Source organism: Aminipila luticellarii (genome assembly GCF_004103735.1).
GTDB lineage: Bacteria > Bacillota > Clostridia > Peptostreptococcales > Anaerovoracaceae > Aminipila > Aminipila luticellarii.
In genome coordinates, this window is sequence record NZ_CP035281.1 from 2297835 (window position 1) to 2314801 (window position 16967).

15 protein-coding genes are annotated in these 16967 nt (G+C 42.4%); 3 read left to right on the forward strand and 12 right to left on the reverse strand.

Annotated features, from left to right (window positions below; genetic code table 11):
- Positions 1 to 11: 11 nt before the first annotated feature.
- The 8 genes from EQM06_RS10660 to EQM06_RS10695 form a co-directional block, all read right to left on the reverse strand.
- Positions 12 to 1520, reverse strand: a complete 1509-nt coding sequence (locus EQM06_RS10660; protein ID WP_128746422.1) for an IMP dehydrogenase — start codon at positions 1518 to 1520, stop codon at positions 12 to 14.
- Position 1521: 1 nt separating this feature from the next.
- The gene (locus EQM06_RS10665) at positions 1522 to 2286 is read right to left on the reverse strand and encodes a M15 family metallopeptidase (RefSeq protein WP_128746423.1); all 765 of its coding nucleotides are present in this window, start codon (positions 2284 to 2286) and stop codon (positions 1522 to 1524) included.
- 402 nt (positions 2287 to 2688) lie between these two features.
- Positions 2689 to 4371: a HAMP domain-containing methyl-accepting chemotaxis protein gene (locus EQM06_RS10670; RefSeq protein WP_128746424.1), complete on the reverse strand. Its 1683-nt coding sequence runs from the start codon at positions 4369 to 4371 to the stop codon at positions 2689 to 2691.
- Between the two features lie 75 nt (positions 4372 to 4446).
- Positions 4447 to 5382, reverse strand: coding sequence for a cyclase family protein (locus tag EQM06_RS10675; protein WP_128746425.1), 936 nt, complete (start codon positions 5380 to 5382; stop codon positions 4447 to 4449).
- A gap of 62 nt (positions 5383 to 5444) precedes the next feature.
- Positions 5445 to 6233 (reverse strand): SDR family NAD(P)-dependent oxidoreductase, encoded by a 789-nt coding sequence (locus EQM06_RS10680; RefSeq protein WP_128746426.1) that lies wholly within the window; start codon positions 6231 to 6233, stop codon positions 5445 to 5447.
- Between the two features lie 33 nt (positions 6234 to 6266).
- A complete protein-coding gene (locus EQM06_RS10685) occupies positions 6267 to 6620 on the reverse strand; it encodes a cupin domain-containing protein (protein ID WP_128746427.1) in 354 nt (117 codons plus the stop codon).
- A 469-nt stretch (positions 6621 to 7089) separates the two neighbouring features.
- Entirely contained in the window at positions 7090 to 8295 is a 1206-nt protein-coding gene (locus EQM06_RS10690; protein WP_128746428.1) for an MFS transporter, read from the reverse strand.
- A 33-nt stretch (positions 8296 to 8328) separates the two neighbouring features.
- Entirely contained in the window at positions 8329 to 8682 is a 354-nt protein-coding gene (locus EQM06_RS10695) for a cupin domain-containing protein (RefSeq protein ID WP_128746429.1), read from the reverse strand.
- Positions 8683 to 9142: 460 nt separating this feature from the next.
- On the opposite strand from EQM06_RS10695, the gene EQM06_RS10700 reads away from it, so the two are divergent.
- Positions 9143 to 9586 (forward strand): winged helix-turn-helix transcriptional regulator, encoded by a 444-nt coding sequence (locus EQM06_RS10700; protein ID WP_128746430.1) that lies wholly within the window; start codon positions 9143 to 9145, stop codon positions 9584 to 9586.
- Positions 9587 to 9671: 85 nt separating this feature from the next.
- Here the strand turns inward: EQM06_RS10700 and EQM06_RS10705 are convergent, their stop codons facing one another.
- From EQM06_RS10705 to EQM06_RS10715, 3 genes are all read right to left on the reverse strand, one after another.
- Positions 9672 to 10976 (reverse strand): uracil-xanthine permease family protein, encoded by a 1305-nt coding sequence (locus EQM06_RS10705; RefSeq protein WP_164914438.1) that lies wholly within the window; start codon positions 10974 to 10976, stop codon positions 9672 to 9674.
- 131 nt (positions 10977 to 11107) lie between these two features.
- Complete coding sequence (locus EQM06_RS10710) at positions 11108 to 12058, reverse strand: 3-hydroxyacyl-CoA dehydrogenase family protein (RefSeq protein ID WP_128746432.1); 951 nt, start codon at positions 12056 to 12058, stop codon at positions 11108 to 11110.
- A gap of 18 nt (positions 12059 to 12076) precedes the next feature.
- Entirely contained in the window at positions 12077 to 12892 is an 816-nt protein-coding gene (locus EQM06_RS10715; RefSeq protein WP_128746856.1) for a BKACE family enzyme, read from the reverse strand.
- Between the two features lie 339 nt (positions 12893 to 13231).
- On the opposite strand from EQM06_RS10715, the gene EQM06_RS10720 reads away from it, so the two are divergent.
- On the forward strand, positions 13232 to 14776 hold the full coding sequence (locus tag EQM06_RS10720; RefSeq protein WP_128746433.1) for a sigma-54 interaction domain-containing protein: 1545 nt from the start codon (positions 13232 to 13234) through the stop codon (positions 14774 to 14776).
- Here EQM06_RS10720 and EQM06_RS10725 read toward each other — a convergent pair whose 3' ends face one another.
- Positions 14777 to 15673 carry a GGDEF domain-containing response regulator gene (locus tag EQM06_RS10725; RefSeq protein WP_128746434.1) on the reverse strand — a complete coding sequence of 299 codons (897 nt, stop codon included), beginning with the start codon at positions 15671 to 15673 and terminating at the stop codon, positions 14777 to 14779.
- Positions 15674 to 15886: 213 nt separating this feature from the next.
- Between EQM06_RS10725 and EQM06_RS10730 the strand changes: the two genes are divergently transcribed.
- On the forward strand, positions 15887 to 16828 hold the full coding sequence (locus tag EQM06_RS10730; protein ID WP_128745740.1) for a DDE-type integrase/transposase/recombinase: 942 nt from the start codon (positions 15887 to 15889) through the stop codon (positions 16826 to 16828).
- Positions 16829 to 16967 lie beyond the last annotated feature (139 nt).

The window sequence follows — 16967 nt, forward strand, 5'->3', positions numbered from 1 at the left end:
TCTTTTGCCATTTATCTCACCGAATTATTGTCCGTATTCTTTAAAATAACGTCGTGTGCTCCGCCTTCCACGATACTTGTGGCTGAAACCAAAGTGATCTTTGCTGTCTTTTGAAGCTCTGGAATAGAAAGTGCTCCGCAGTTGCACATGGTGGACTTCACCTTGTTCAGGGAAAGCGTTACATTATCCTTGAGGCTTCCTGCATATGGGACATAGGAATCCACGCCTTCTTCAAACTTAAGCTTACTGTCACCGCCAAGATCATATCGCTGCCAGTTCCTTGCCCGGTTGGAACCTTCTCCCCAGTATTCCTTTACATATGTTCCGTTTACCATCAGCTTATTTGTAGGGGATTCATCAAATCTGGAGAAATATCTTCCAAGCATGATAAAATCAGAGCCCATAGCAAGGGCCAGCGTCATATGATAATCGTACACAATGCCCCCGTCCGAGCAAATTGGAATATAAATGCCTGTTTCTTCAAAATACTGGTTTCTCGCAGCAGCTACATCAATGGTCGCTGTTGCCTGGCCCCGTCCGATTCCCTTCTGCTCTCTCGTAATGCAGATGGAACCTCCGCCTATACCAATTTTAATGAAGTCCGCACCGGCCTCCGCAAGATATCGGAAACCTTCGCCGTCCACTACATTTCCTGCACCGATTTTGACCGTATCGCCATATTTTTCTCGCACAAAAGCAATGGTATCCCTCTGCCATTCTGAAAATCCCTCAGAAGAATCGATACACAGAACGTCTGCACCCGCTTCTACTAATGCCGGTATTCTCTCTTCATAGTCTCTGGTATTTACACCGGCTCCTACCACATATCTCTTGTGGGAGTCCAGCAGTTCGTTTGGATTGTCTTTATGAGAATCATAGTCTTTACGAAATACAAAGTGAGTCAGCCTTTGATTCTTATCAATAATAGGAAGTGCGTTCAGCTTGTGCTCCCACAGCATATCATTTGCTTCCGACAGAGTACAACCCTCTTCCGCATAAATCAGGGCTGAAAATGGTGTCATAAACGCTGAGATCTTCGTGCTTGGATCCATACGGCTGATTCGGTAGTCCCTGCTCGTAACGATTCCCTGAATCTTTCCCTCAGCAGTTCCGTCATCTGTAATAGCAATGGTGGAATGTCCGCTTCTCTCTTTCAAAGCTAACACGTCTGCTAAAGTCTGGTCCGGTCTCAGGTTTGAATCACTTGTGACGAACCCTGCCTTGTGACTTTTCACTTTTCTGACCATAGCCGTCTGACTTTCAATGGATTGAGATCCAAAAATAAAGGAGATGCCTCCCTCTTTGGCCAAAGCCACCGCCATTTTATCATCGGATACAGACTGCATGATAGCTGAAACCAATGGAATGTTCATGGTAATAGCCGGTTTTTCACCCTTTTTAAATTTTACCACCGGTGTCTTAAGACTTACATTATCCGGTGTACAATTTTTATCCGAATATCCCGGTATTAAAAGATATTCGTTAAACGTTCTGGATGGTTCTTCAAAATAGTGCGCCATGTTATATCTCCTTTTCTACATACTCTTCAAGGGTCAGACCCTTATCAAAAATCTCTTTTGCTGCCGTTTTCCCTACATATCTGATATGCCATGGCTCGTATACATATCCTGTAATATCCTCTTTGCCATCAGGGAAACGAATAATAAAACCAAACTTATATGCATTGTCATTCAGCCACTTGCCCTCAGGGGTTTTGATGTAATCCCTCGTCAGCTGATAGTTGACGGAGGGGGAACTCACGTCAGCAGAAAGTCCGGTCTGATGCTCGCTCTTTCCGGGCTGGGCGCTGAAAGTATCCGCCTCCTGCTTCCCATGGGTCTTTACATAACTGTTATATAAATTTGACTGGAAATCATAAGAACGGTAAGCCGTGGTCACAACGATCTCATAGCCTTCTTTTGCAGCTGCCTCCGATAACTGATTGAACGCATCGGCAGCCTCTGCTCTCATGACCCGCCCCGCCGGGAGCCGGTCTGATGCGAAATACTTCACCTCTGTCAGATCATCCGGTTTGTAGCTGCTGTCCACAGGATTCTGTTTATTGACAAGAATGAAAAGCCCTTTGTCCAAGTCCTGTTTCAGTGCTTCTCTTCTTTCCACACTTTCCTTTGACTCGACCACAACAGGAACCTTTCCGCCGGACAGATCGGCAGCCTGCCGTTCACATCCGGAAAAAAGCTGTGCCGCCAGCAGTGCTACAGCCATATAGAGAATAAATCTTTGTTTTTTCAAGTCCTTTACCCGCCTTTGATATTCTGTCCACATCTGCGATGTACCCCTGCAGAATTCTTACAGAATTTTCGGCAGCCGCAGCTGCCGAGATCTTTCAGTGATGTCTTATAATAATTAGAAGTTTAATTATTTATTGTATAACAAATTTCGTGCTTTTTCAACATCTAAGTTCATTTCGGTCTTTCTCGCAATATTTTGAATATGAATACCACACTCCTAGAAATAATGTGTACATTTCAACTAAATTTATTCAACCGGTATTCTGGCTCTCTTTTTTATATAAAGGTTTCCGATTACATAAAAAGGAGCTGCACACCAAAAGTGCGTAGCTCCTCACACGATATTATGTTGAAGGATTTAATCGTTTACATTTGCCACCAAGGATGGCCGCATATCCAAATAAAGATATGCTATCATTCCAATTTACAGAATGAATCATGGTCTAAGCTTAAAGTTCACAAGCTCTTTCTTTAACATGTCTGCTTGTGCCGACAGTTCTTCGCTGGCCGCCGCACTTTCTTCTGCGGTGGCTGAATTTCTCTGAATCGCCGCAGAAATCTGCTCCACATCTTCCGATATTTCTGACATGGCGGCAGCCTGCTCTACTGAAGTCTGTTTTATTTGATGGATGGTTCTCTCAACGCTTTCTATTTGCTTGGCTGCCTCATCAAGGGTCTGCGCTGTACTATTTGCAATGGAAGAACCTTCTTCCACCTTTTTGATGGAGCGTTCGATCAGCTCCGTGGTCTGTTTCGCGGCATCTGCTGATTTCATGGCAAGGTTCCGGACTTCTTCCGCAACCACCGAGAATCCTTTTCCTGCCTGACCTGCTCTGGCCGCTTCTACTGCGGCGTTCAAGGCTAAAATATTGGTCTGAAAAGCGATACTGTCAATCATATTGATTACCTTGCTTATTTCATTGGAAGAGTCCTCAATCTCTCGCATTGCCGAGAGCATCTCTTCCATCTGCACATTGCTCTGCCGGATATGCTTCGTCGTCTCATCAATATTTTGAACGGTATCCGCCACATGGTCACTGTTTTTCCTGACCCGCTGAGACACCTCAGAAGCGGAAGCCAAAAGTCCTTCTATTATACCTGCCTGTTCCGCCGTTTCCTGTGCCAATTCCTGCGCCCCGCCGGAAACCTGTTCCGAGCCGCTGTTCACTTGCTCCGCTGAGGTCTGCACCACGGAGAAGAAATCGTTCAACCCGTTTAAAATGGTATTCACCGACTGAGAAACAGAATCAAAATCTCCTTTATAGCTTTCAAGCGGTTCCATGGAAAGATCCTTTTCTGATATTTTTCCCAGAGTACGGGACAATTCATGAATTATTTCTTGTAGGGATTGGAAGGCAGACCGCAGGGACTCTGCCAGCCTTCCAATCTCATTTTCAGACTGATAGGTTATTTCCGTTTGCAAATTTCCTTTAGCGAAGTGTTCCGATGCCCGTACCAATTCCTCCATAGGTCTGCTGATGGATCGGACGATGATCGTGCATAAGAGAATGCAGGCGGTCACACCAATGACAATGATAACAGCTAACAGAATCGTTAAATGAGTGGTCAATTCCACATTTGCCGTACTTTTGCTCAATGCATCCCGATTGCTGTTTTTAAAGCATTGGTTGTAGGTATCAATGATTTTTTCCGCAGATTCCGCATCACTCTCCAGCACAGCCTGAGCACTTTCTGCATCGCCCTGTGCCGCTGTTTTTAATACGGTTTTTACGTGAGGAAAAAAGGTATTATCATATACCTCGCCGGCACCTTTTACCAGATTGATTCCTTCTTGAACCGTCAGCACCGTTAAATACTTGTCCTGATTCTCTTTAAATACTACGCTGTATTCGTCTATTTTATTTTCTATTTCTGAAATCTTTGCAGGATCTCCGGAAAAACCGATGGCATTTCTTTCTTCAATACAGATGGATTGAACCGCCTGTATCATGTTTGAAATGTATTGCAGCGGTTTTGTCTGCTGATCGTATAAAGACTGATCCGCTGCACTGATCTGCCGCATGCCCGCTATACCTATACACCCTACAATACAGGTAATCACTACAACAAACAAAAATCCTATTTTCAGCTTAACGGAGATTTTCAAATTTCTTCCCAACTTCGCTTGTACCTCCCTGCTTGCAAAACAAAGGTCACCACATATGTCTTAACACTATTTATACTTCTTCATCTTTTAAATGCTGGCATAGGTATAAACTCTGTCTGGTACATCGTTTACATCTTCTTCATCGATTTCTGCGACGCAGCGAACCATAGAACCGTCTCCCATATACCATCTGATTGGGAAGCAGAAAAATCTAAAACGTTTTCCGGATACTTTGTCTAAATCGCCGCCAAGGTTTTCAACTCCTACGATTCCATGACCCAGCATTTCCTTATGGCAAGGTTCCCAAGTTCCCCAGCACCCGATTGCTTCTAAATCGCCGAACTTTTCGTCGTATGCTTTCTGTCCGTGAATTCTGATGTATTCGTCTTTATCAAATTCAGCATACGCTTCTTCACCGAACTGTTCCTTGTATTCTTCTGTGATCGGTCTTCCGGACGCTCCAAGAAGGTTCATTTTAGTTGCTCCGTTATTGCCCATAGCTGTATGAAGCGGATGGTCAAGAGCCTGCAGATCCATGGCTACGCATTTAACCTTATGCTTTACGAACCATTTTCCTGCATCCACTCCTGTTCCGCAGGAATAGTGGTAATATTCTTTTGAATCATCGAATTGACGGTGCATACCTGTGTTCAGGCACACGATCATACCTTCTAATTCTTCCGGTTTAATATTGGCACGTTTGCAGGCATCTTCCAGATGTTCGCTGGTGATCAATCCCCAACGCCCCACCTTGATTTCAAGACATACTGCTTCACCAGTGTATGCGTCTACCGGCATCTCATGAGTATAACGAGCTCTCTTTCCGTCAAATTCGGTTTCCATAACGTGACGAGGTGCGTCGCAATGTGTACCTGTATGCTGAACGCAATCTATTCTCTGCGTTAAAACGCCGCCCTTTGCCATGGTGTGCATGGAATCGATTACCGGCTTTACAAAATAAGGCCAACGAGGTATATCTGCACTGAACGGATGTGTTAAATCAATAAATACTTTCTTTCCCATTTTCTTTTCTCCTTAATATCTTTTTTAATTTGTTTATAGTTTATAAAGCAGCATGAGTTCTCTTAGTTCGCCCAATAACCGCCTTCAACAGCTACATTAGCTCCCGTCATGAAATCGCTTGCCGAAGAAGCAAGGAAAATGCACGGGCCTACAAAATCTTCTGGTTCACCGAGTCTGCCGATCGGCAGTCTCTTCAAAAAGTTCTTATACACTTCGCTTGCCGGATCGAACATCCATTCGGTTAAATCTGAACGGAATACTGTTGGATTGATGGTGTTTACATTGATCTTGTACTTAGCGGTCCATTCACATGCCAGTGACTGTGCCATTAGATCGATACCGCCTTTTGCAGTACAGTATCCGGTGTATCCGGACATTCCCATCTTGGATCGGGCTGAGGATACTAAGATCACTTTTCCGCCTTTTGCCTGTTCAATCATTCTTTCTCCTACGTATTTGCAGAATAGCCAAGTTCCCTGTACGTCTGAATTCATGATTTTCTGCCATTCTGTCAAGTCCTGCTCCACGATCGGCTGTGGATGATTGTATCCGGCGGCAGTGACCAGCACGTTGATTTCGCCGAATTTGTCGATTGTATCTTTTACTACTTTTTTTACATCTGCTTCTACGGCCGGATCTCCTGTAGAAAATCCGCACTCGATTCCAGCTTCAGCAAGTTCATCACATACAGCCTGACATTTGGATTCGCCTCTCCCGGTGATCATCACTTTCATTCCTGCCAGCCCATATCCCATGGCAACTGCTTTTCCTAATGCTCCGGTAGCTCCTGTAATTAAAGCGACCTTGCCTTTTACATCAAATAAGTTATTTACAAACTGTTTTTCTACCATCTTTTTTCTCCTTATATTCTTATCCGCCGACGCTTACTTTGCGTCAGGGTAATTGATTATAACCAGCATTTCCGCAGCTTCATTGGTCTCGTTTTTCAGTCCTCTTCCCTCGTTCGGCGGGAAAGAGATGGATTCTCCGGCTTTTACTTTGTAGATCTTTCCGTCCTTATCCGTAACCGTCATTTCGCCTCTAAGTACATAATAAACCTTTTCCAGCGGGTTATCTTCGTATGCCCACTCTGCTCCGCCGCCCGGCAGGAAAATGGACTTTCCAATCCAGAATTTTTCTGCTCCAGTCTCATCCTTGCCATGATACCTCATTGCGGTGCATCCAAAATGTCCCGGTGCGTCATAAGGTTTTAATTCACTTACTGTCCTCTTAATCATTTAGGCTCCCTCCATTTTGCTTGGCTGGGTATTTTTTACTCAGTCTCAATCTCTTTTACATCCATCTATAGCTTTTTTCTATTGATGAATTAAATTTTATGATTGGAGTATATCATTGCTAAAATTAATCTACAATTCTAACTTTTCTGTAAGAGAGTTACTAAATTGTTAGATGATTACCGCTCAGTAACTATTTTTTTGTTATTTATTTATCAAATCCTTTTTCTTAAGATAAATGTGCAAAACCCTTTAACTTTTAGCTTATTTTCATTTTACTGTTCCCCCTTATTCCTCTATATCAAGTCCATTATTGATACTTAATTAACAATATTTCAGGAATAAAAGTTGTCAAAAAAACATCAAAAATACAACCTCCTGCTTTCCTCTGTATCACGGGATTTTGCACCTAAAGAAAAACTCCCACCTGTTTACGAACAGATGGGAGTGTGTGTAACCATATCTATTATTATTATTGCAATGCCTCTACGGCTGGCTCTTTCTTAATCCTTACTACTGCGAAGAAGGCTATCACAGTGCAAATAACTAACCCAATCGCGCACATTCCGTATAAGCTTCTAAAGGCTTCAATTCCTGTTGTGGCTGATATGAAAAGCTGAACAAATGGTGAAGATAAAAATCCAATATGAATACCGGCGGTCACAATACCGTATGCTGCATCTCTTTTAGCAGGTTCAACCTTTTGAGAGGTCAAATTTAAAATATAAGGCGGAAGCAGGCCGGAACCAAATCCGATCAAGCAATTCGCAACGCATTGGGTTGCAAAGCTATGAGTATAGAACATTACGATATATCCGGCTGCAAAAATAGCTATAGCTATAGGAACCAGGAAATGTCTTGTCTTATGGTAAAAGTTTGGGAATACCAGTCCGGATATAATGCTGATTCCTCCCGGAAGAGAAATAGCTATACCGATCATCCAAGGCAGGCCTATATGCTCAGATGTCATAAATAACGCAGTATTATTAATATTAAAGGCGAAGAACATCCAGTTCACAGCCATAAAAGCAAGTAATGCGTAGGCAATTTTAGGAACTCCCTTGTTGGAATCCAGCTCTCCTGAAACAGAAATTTCCTGAGCGGCAGGAGGACATTTTGGTAATCCGGCCATCGCCACGAACATAATAAGAAAGCAAACGAGGAAGCATAAAAATGGGAATTTCCATCCCAAGGTTAAAATAAATCCGACTGCTATGCTGTCCAGTACGTTGGCTACATTCGCCACACTGGTCGTTGCTCCAAGCATTCTTTCTCTTTGTGTTCCTGTAAATAGTTCTGCAATGATAGAATTGGGCAAAGGTAATACCATTCCCACCCCGATACCGGTAATCAACCGAAATATCAGTATTTGATGCATCGTATGACAGAAAAATGGGGTGATACCGGCAAGTCCATAGATGAACAATCCCAGCACGATCAGATTTTTCTTATCATATTTTTTAGCCAATTTCCCTGAAATGACACTAAAGGGAATGGATGTAATAAATGGCATAACAACGACTAATTGCAATTCAAAAGTAGATGCTGTAGGGAAGGCTTCCCCGACCTTGCCCAAAATCGGAGCAACTACTGAAAGTTCATATATCCAAACAAATGGTATTAATAAAATTGTGAAAATATTAAATTTTGATAATTTTACAGATTGCTTTTCAACCATCTTTTTTCTCCTTATATCCGTATCCGCAGGCGCTTATTTTGCGTCAGGGTAATTGATTATAACCAGCATTTCTGCGGCTTTATTAGTCTCGTTTTTCAGTTCTCTTCCTTCGTTCGGCGGGAAGGAGATGGATTCTCCGGCTTTTACCGTATAGACTTTTCCGTCCTTATCCGTAACCGTCATTTCGCCTCTAAGTACATAATAAACCTTTTCCAGCGGGTTATCTTCATAAGCCCATTCCGCTCCGCCGCCCGGCAGGAAAATGGACTTTCCAATCCAGAATTTTTCTGCTCCGGTCTCCTCCTTACCATGATACCTCATGGCAGTACATCCAAAATGTCCCGGTGCTTCATAAGGTTTTAGTTCACTTACTGTCCTCTTAATCATTTAAGCTTCCTCCACTTTGCTCGGCCGGGCACTTTTTGCCTAGCCTCAATCTTTTTTTAATGTTAACCTATAGTTTTTTTCTATCGATTAATTAAATTTTATGATAGGAGTATACCATTGGCAAAATTAATCTACAATTCTAACTTTTCTGTAAGAGAGTTACTAAATTGTTAGATGGTTACTCTCCAGTAACTATTTATTTGTTATTTTATTATCAATATATTTTCTTAAACTGAGCATAAGCTTTCTCTATTTCTACCCTACTTTACTCCCCGTTTTCCCCTTACTTCTGCATATTAGCGTTATATTGATATTTAATTAACAATATTGATGCATAATAATTGTCAAAAAAACATCAAAAATACAAGCTCCGGTTTGACTATAACATGGGACTTTGCTATACTTACTTCATGACTATGTACCAGCTTAATGGTACTTTGACCAGAGGAGGCTTTATATCATGCAGGGAACAAATCCTTATCAATACGCCTTGTCTTGTTTAGGCGGCAAATGGAAAATGACAATATTACACCATATCCACCACCACGGCACCATTCGATTCTCAAAAACAAAAAAGACCTTGCCCGTAAGTGAAAAGGTCTTAAGCCAACAGCTGAAAGAACTCATTGAAGACGGCCTTATCGAGAGAATCCAGTATAACACGATTCCCTTAAAGGTGGAATACATTTTAACTCCTGCCGGAGAAAGAATCATTCCTGCTCTCGACATGATCTATGTGTGGAGCATTGAACGCATGAATGAGTTAAATATCGAAATTGATCCGGACGCTTTTTTAGTACACACACAAAAAAAATACCATAAATGTGTCTCGCAAATTATTGATAATTATGAACAGTTATGTGATTTTGTAGACGAAAACAACCAAATACCGCATAATAAGTAATATCGGCTCGCAGCATGCAAGCCATGACTTGTGATCTAAAATACAAACGCCTGAATTCCAATAGGAATTCAGGCGTTTTTTTATTCTATTCTACTTTTCTCAAGACTATTTGTTCCAAAACAATACTTACCAGTATTCCATCAATCAATCCGTTGGAAAAAAGATATTTTGCAACCCCCGGCAAAACAGCAAACAGACCGGAAGGCAAAAACATAATGCCCATTCCCACCAGCATGGAAATCCCCACAATCAGATTTTCTCTCGGTGTAAATTCGATTCGCTGGAACTCTCTGAGTCCCTGGCCGAATATAAAAGAAAAAACGATCATCATGGCCGCATAGCCTACCGCCGGAGGTATGGATGCAAAAAAAGCACCTACAGGAGCGATCATACCTAAAACAATCATGCAGATGCTTCCAAAATAAAAGGGTTTTCTGGACGCTACTCCGGTCATTTCAATGACCCCCATAGAGGACGCAAAGGGTACATAGCCTACCGTTGGAAAGCTTCCCGTCGCTACCGCAGACAGCCCATAAATGCCAACAGCTTTATTCAGCTGTTTTTTCGTTACCGTATCCTGCGTGATATCCGCCATGCCATAAATACTGGCCAATACATTTGCAAACAACATTAAGCATCCGATCACACAGGTTACTACCACGCCTCCGTTAAAAGTCGGTGCTCCCCATGCAAAAACGGTCGGGAGAGAGAAAAGGCCTGAACCGGAAGCTGCATACGGTTTTCCTATTCCCACGGCAAACGCGGCGCACCAGCCGACTGCTACACCCACGAGGGTGGCAATGCTCTTGAGAAAACCTTTTCCCTTTATATTGATCATCAGGATAATTCCCGCCGTCAGAAAAAATACAAAGACATCCGGCAGAGAAATGGACTCTCCCCCTCTGGTCGTTCCGGTCATTCCCTTCATCATACTCCCGCTTAACTGCAGTACCATAAGAATCAGGAACACACCGTTCACTAAGGGGGTAAACACTTTTGAGACCCAGGAAATCAAACCGGTCACACCGATGAATATAATAAAGATCCCCGCTATGATCATGCCCGTCTCCAAATCTGTGCGCAGCTGAGCCAGATTTCCGCCAAAGGCTGTAGTGGTGGTGGTCAGAGTAATCAAGATCCCCATCCATAAGCCTGCCGGGCCGTCCACAATCGGGTACCGGTGCCCCAGCCGGGTCTGCAAAATAGACATTACGCCGCATAAAAAAAAGGTCCGTTGGAGCATGGTCGTAGTCTCCTGACCGTTTAAGCCGAGATAAGCCGCTACTATGACCGGCATGATGGCCGCTCCCGCCAGAAAGTAAATCAAGTGCTGGATGCCATACATCACACATTCGCTGAACGGCATTTTATCCTCTAATCCATATCGCATATTCTGTTCTCCTTCTATATAAGTTCCACCTCTATACAGGCTCATTTCTTGCCACCGGAAAAAGCCCAGTATAGGGAGGCCTTCTACACTGAGCATTTTCCGGACTATTCATCTTAAAACAAAGACAAGCGTTATTCGTCTATATAGTTTTCAGATGCTTTGAGCTGTATAATAAGCTTTTTGTTGAATTTGTTTTTTTCTTCTTCGACTTTATCCGCCGGATAGCTGAAAAATCCTTCACCGGACTTCATTCCCAGCTTTCCTGCTTCAACCCTTTGTCTCAGGATGGGATTGGCTTCCTGTCGATTATCCATCACAGCCAGAAGATTATCCCCTACCGTGCACCAGATGTCCAGACCGCCCATATCCGCTACTTCCAGCTGTCCCGTTGTAGCATATCGGAAAGCAGGCCCGAACTTCAACGCCTTATCGATATCCTTTGGAGAAGCGATTCCTTCTTCTATTAATGAAAATACTTCTCTTGCCACTCCCTGCTGTATACGGTTGGCAACCAGTCCGGGTACATCCTTTAAAACTTTTATCGTCTGTTTCCCTGAATTTTGATACAGTTCCTCCACCTCTTTATAGGTGACTTCCTCCATGTTTCCAAAGAAAGACAGCTCAGCAATCGGCATCAGGTGTGCCGGATTGTACCAGTGGCAGACCATGACTCTCTTTTGTCGTTCTGCCGGAAGATACTTTATCATATCCATCAATGCCAAACTGGACGTATTGCTGGCCAGAATGGCAGACGGCTTGCAAAGCTTATCCAGCTGGTCAAAAATCTCCTGCTTTAATTCGACCTTTTCCGGCGTTGCTTCAATCACATAGTCCACGTCGCAAACGGCTTCTGAAAGCTCAGAAAAGATTTGGATTCGATCCATACTGTCCTGTATATCCTTTTCTTTTATCATGCCATTTTCACATAAAAATGCCAACTCATTTTTTATGATTTCTTTTACCGTGTTCCGTAAGGGTTCATAGGTTTCATAAAGGTTGACAGGATAGCCGTGCATAGCAAACGTCTCGGCAATGCCGTGGCCCATGGTTCCTGCTCCCAGAACTGCTATTTTTTTAATCATAATGCTCCCCTCCTGTGCTTAGACACCTAATATTTTACGGGCGTCCGCAGGAGTGGCTACTTCATTTCCCGCAAGCTTTATAAAGTCAGCTGCTCTTGTTACCAGCTGCGCATTGGATTCCGCAAGAACACCGGGACCATAAAATACGTTGTCCTCCATTCCTACTCGTACATGTCCGCCCATGGCAATGGCAGCCATCATAATCGGAACATGTCCTTTTCCGATACCCAGAGCAGACCAAGTGGAACCCTCCGGTATCAAACTTTTCAAATATACTAGATTTTCTACTGTAGCCGCCGATCCGCCTGCTGCTCCAAGGACAAATTGATAGTGCAGCGGTGCTTTTAAAATTCCTTTTTTTAGATAGTAGGTAGAATTATAAATCATGCCGGCGTCAAAAATTTCAATCTCCGGTTTAACACCATATTCCTGCATGGTCTTTCCCAATTCTTCCAAGAATTTCGGATGATTAATGAACAGGCTGTTATGCTGCCAGTTCATGGAACCGCAATCATAGGAAGCCAATTCCGGACGGATGCTCTTTAAGTGAGCCTGTCTGGTTTCGTCTGTAGCATTTAAGTCTCCGCTTGTGGTACAGTTAATGACGATGTCACATTTTTCACGGATCAAACCAACGGTTTCTTCAAACTTTTTGGTATCCATGGTTCCCTTTTCTTCATCGTCTCTCATGTGAAGGTGACATACGGCAGCGCCTGCCTTGTAGCATTTAAAAACATCCTCTGCGATTTCACTCGGTGTAATAGGAATATTAGGATTGTCCTTTCTGCTTGGCCAGGCTCCTGTTGTGGCCACTGTAATAATAGTTTTTGCCATCATCTTTTCCTCTCTTTTCTTAAAATAATTTGTATAACTTTTTTTAAACATGTATGAAGAACTTCGTTAAAAGTCTTACCTTGTAATTTTAATTATCTATAACGCAAATCGTATGCCAAGCCCGTCATGATCTTTCGAGAAATTTTCCTCATTTCTCGAAACCCCTATATTTTCAACGTTCCTTAGAAAAATAAAAAATTTTACCAAAAGTTAAGAGTGCACAAAGGGACAAATTTATGGTACACTGAAAGCAAAGTGAGGAAAAATATCACCAATTTTAATATATATTGAGGAAAAATATCACCGATGGTCGTTTTTCCTTTATGAAGGAGGGTTTCAATGAGTCAGGAATTAAATATCTTAAACCTATGCGAAAGCTGTGCAGCCGCACTGCGCCATGCTATGGATTCCGATTTTCCTAAAGAGCTGCACCGATCTCTCCAGCAGAGACTTTTTTTACTGGAAACCGCCTTGGACCAATTCAAACAAAATCACATCGACTTTGAGGAAATTTGTAACCACTTAATCGATGCGATCTATGTTTCTGATAAAAATGGAAAGACCATCTATGTAAATCAGGCTTATTTGGATTTCAGCGGATTGAAAAAAGAGGATTTTGTAGGAAAGAGTGTTTATGAAATCAACCAGGAAAAAAAGCTCTATACCAATGGGGTGATTCCTGCTGTTTTAAGTACAAAAGAACGTAAGGAAGCCGTGGGAACCGTCATTTCCTCCAATCAGAAGATTTTTATTACAGGAATCCCCATCTTCGATGACCAGGGTGAGTTAAAATATGCGGTAGCCCATGATAAGGACATCGACCAGCTGGAAAAGCTGAAAGACGCCTTAGCCCTGTTGAAGTCTCAGCAGGCCAGCAGCAACGCCGAGCTGGAATATTTAAGAAAACGCCAGCTGGATAATCTGAATTTAGTGGCCAACAGTCCGAACTTTAAGGAAGCGATTCAAACAGCACAGACCATCGCCTCCACCGACGTGACCGTCCTGATCACCGGCGAAAGCGGGACCGGTAAAGAGATCATCGCCGATTTTATTTATAAATCCAGCAACCGCACCTCCAAGCCATTTTTGAAAATCAATTGCTCCGCCATTCCGGCCAACCTGCTGGAATCCGAATTATTTGGTTATGCAGAAGGCTCTTTCACAGGGGCTTTAAAAGGCGGAAAACCGGGCCTGTTTGAAATCGCCAACGGCGGTACGATTCTTCTGGATGAAATCGGGGATATGTCTTTGGATCTGCAGACCAAACTGCTTCGGGTATTGCAGGAAAAAGAAGTCTTTCGTATTGGAAGCAGCAAAGTGATCCCGCTGGATGTACGCATTCTGGCCGCCACCAACAGGGATTTGAAAAAGGCTATAGCAGAAGGAAATTTTAGAGAGGATTTGTATTATAGATTAAATGTAGTGCCTATTTATCTGGCTCCGTTAAAAGAAAGAAAAGAAGATATTGGAGATTTAGTCCATAAATTTCTTGAGAAGTATAACAAAAAATACGTCAAACTGGCATCTCTGACTCCGGATGCCGTTTCTGCCCTTCACGAGTACTCATGGCCGGGCAACATACGGGAGTTGAAAAATATCATGGAAAGAATGGTCGTTATTAACGGAACCGGCGAAATAAATGCGTCCACAGTAAAACAAGTCCTAGGTATCTCACCTGTAGTGCCGCTTTCTTCCCCATCCCCGGATGCCCTTCCGTCTTATGGGCAGATTATTGAAGGAAATTTAAAGAAATCTGTGGAGTCCTTTGAAACAGATATGATACGCCGTGCCATTGCTCAGTATGGCTCCAAGCGAAAAGCTGCTTCCGCTCTCGGCGTGGATCATTCCACCCTGATAAAAAAATGTCAGCGGTATGGCATTTAACTAAATCCATACAACTCGATTCCGGCCGTTGTTCTTTGCCTTGTAAAGCATTTGATCCGCAATCGCTATAAAATCGTCCAGAGAATCTCGCTCAGAAGGAATGATCGTGCTCCCTCCGATACTGATCGTGACGTTTATTTCCTGATCCGAATTTCCGCCGGCCTTACATACGCACTTCTGCCCCACCGCTTTGCACACATGTTGTATAACTTCTGAAACCCGATCCCGGTTTTCGGAAGTTAAGATCAGAAAAAACTCTTCTCCGCCTACGCGGGCAATGTAATTATTTTCTTCCGGCATACTTTGTTTCATGATATTGGCCACATTGTTCAATACCCTGTCCCCTTCCTGATGTCCGTAGGTATCATTCACCCTCTTAAAAAAGTCAATATCTGCAATTCCCAGGGAAAAAGGCGTTTTATCCTGAATGCACTGTTTCCACTGCTTATTAACATGATCAATGCAGTGCTTTCTGGTATACAATCCGGTCAGCACGTCGATATACATCTGTGCTTCAAGCATTTGTCTGTATTTGAACATATTGATATGGGTGCGCACACGTGCACAGACCACATTGCAGCAAAAAGGCTTTCTTATGTAATCCACTGCGCCGCAGAAAAAAGCTTTCTCTTCGGTGGCCGTATCATCTACTCCGGTAAGAAATACCACCGGAATCTGCTGAGTTTCTTTCAGCGACTGTAGTCTTTCCATCACTTGAAAGCCATTCAGTCCCGGCATTTCAACATCTAACAATATTAAAGACGGCTGCATGACTTTGGCGATTTCAAGTCCTTTCTCTCCGTCACTTGCATATATAATGTTGTAATCCTTTTGCAGTATTCCTTTCAGCAGCTGAATATTAAAAAAACTATCATCTACGATTAAAATGGTTTCCACCTTTGTACCCCGCTTTTATTTTTGTTTTTTATGCTCTTACTTTATCATAGTCAAAACTATATTTCAATGGAATATTACAAGGGTTTCTCACGGGTATTGTAGGATTACAATACATGTGTTACATTAAGACAAAAAATAAATACGGGAAACGCTAAAATTGTGTTATGCTTAATTCCTCACAAACCAAAACATCACAAATTGGAGGTCTCCCGTATGGCAAGTATAACACAAGATATGAAATATCGTCTATCCTTAATTAAATATGCTCAAAGATTTGGCGTTACAAAAGCTGCTATCAGATATCATCACAACAGGCAATATATTTATCGTTGGTTGCGTAGATATGATGGTTCTATTGAGTCCCTGAGAGAACTTTCTCGTAAGCCTCATTCCCATAAAAATCAGCATACTGCAAATGAGCTTAAACTCATTCATGATATGCGTCGTAGGAATCCAAATGCAGGTCTTGTTGTCTTTTGGGTCAAACTGCGACAGCGTGGGTATTCCAGATCCATTACTGGGCTTTATCGAGTACTAATCAAGCAATCTTTGATCCCTAAGAAACCTCAGAATCCTAAATATATTGCTAAAAAATATGAGCAAATGGAGTATCCAGGTCAAAGAGTACAAATTGATGTTAAATTTGTTCCATCCTCTTGCCTTGTTGGCGAAGCTTCTGATAAGAAATTCTATCAATATACTGCTATTGATGAATTCTCTCGTTTTAGATATCTTGCTGCTTTTGAGGAACACAGCTCTTATTCTGCTTCTGAATTCCTTAAACAAGTTATTAAAGCTTTCCCATTTAAGATCGAATGTGTTCAGACCGATAATGGACAGGAATTTACAAAACGTCTTGGTACTTCTAAAAATCCAACGTTAACGCTATTCCAACGGACTCTTAAGGAACAAGGTATTATCCATAAAATGATAAGGCCTTATACTCCAAGACATAATGGTAAAGTGGAACGCTCACATCGTAAGGATAATGAATATTTTTATGCGATAGCAAAGTTCTACTCATTCAATGATTTTAAATTACAACTAAAAAAGCATAATGCAAACTACAATAACTTTCCTATGCGCCCTTTGGGCTGGGTTTCCCCAAGAGAAACTCTATTTAATTTTTTGAAGCACGGTGTAACATATGTTTGACAAACCTACAATATTACAAGGGTTTCTCACGGGTATGCTCCCGCAAAAAAAACAGGATGCCCCAGAATCATTTTCTGAGACATCCCCTGCATATCATCCTTTAACTGTATTATATTTACGGTTCTTCACAGCTTCATGA

What these genes read in the sequence shown, in the direction of transcription:
- EQM06_RS10660 (WP_128746422.1), bottom strand. Translation starts at nt 1,520, where the DNA reads ATGGCGCACTATTTTGAAGAACCATCCAGAACGTTTAACGAATATCTT.
- EQM06_RS10665 (WP_128746423.1), bottom strand. Translation starts at nt 2,286, where the DNA reads ATGTGGACAGAATATCAAAGGCGGGTAAAGGACTTGAAAAAACAAAGA.
- EQM06_RS10675 (WP_128746425.1), bottom strand. Translation starts at nt 5,382, where the DNA reads ATGGGAAAGAAAGTATTTATTGATTTAACACATCCGTTCAGTGCAGAT.
- EQM06_RS10680 (WP_128746426.1), bottom strand. Translation starts at nt 6,233, where the DNA reads ATGGTAGAAAAACAGTTTGTAAATAACTTATTTGATGTAAAAGGCAAG.
- EQM06_RS10685 (WP_128746427.1), bottom strand. Translation starts at nt 6,620, where the DNA reads ATGATTAAGAGGACAGTAAGTGAATTAAAACCTTATGACGCACCGGGA.
- EQM06_RS10690 (WP_128746428.1), bottom strand. Translation starts at nt 8,295, where the DNA reads ATGGTTGAAAAGCAATCTGTAAAATTATCAAAATTTAATATTTTCACA.
- EQM06_RS10695 (WP_128746429.1), bottom strand. Translation starts at nt 8,682, where the DNA reads ATGATTAAGAGGACAGTAAGTGAACTAAAACCTTATGAAGCACCGGGA.
- EQM06_RS10700 (WP_128746430.1), top strand. Translation starts at nt 9,143, where the DNA reads ATGCAGGGAACAAATCCTTATCAATACGCCTTGTCTTGTTTAGGCGGC.
- EQM06_RS10705 (WP_164914438.1), bottom strand. Translation starts at nt 10,976, where the DNA reads ATGCGATATGGATTAGAGGATAAAATGCCGTTCAGCGAATGTGTGATG.
- EQM06_RS10710 (WP_128746432.1), bottom strand. Translation starts at nt 12,058, where the DNA reads ATGATTAAAAAAATAGCAGTTCTGGGAGCAGGAACCATGGGCCACGGC.
- EQM06_RS10715 (WP_128746856.1), bottom strand. Translation starts at nt 12,892, where the DNA reads ATGGCAAAAACTATTATTACAGTGGCCACAACAGGAGCCTGGCCAAGC.
- EQM06_RS10720 (WP_128746433.1), top strand. Translation starts at nt 13,232, where the DNA reads ATGAGTCAGGAATTAAATATCTTAAACCTATGCGAAAGCTGTGCAGCC.
- EQM06_RS10730 (WP_128745740.1), top strand. Translation starts at nt 15,887, where the DNA reads ATGGCAAGTATAACACAAGATATGAAATATCGTCTATCCTTAATTAAA.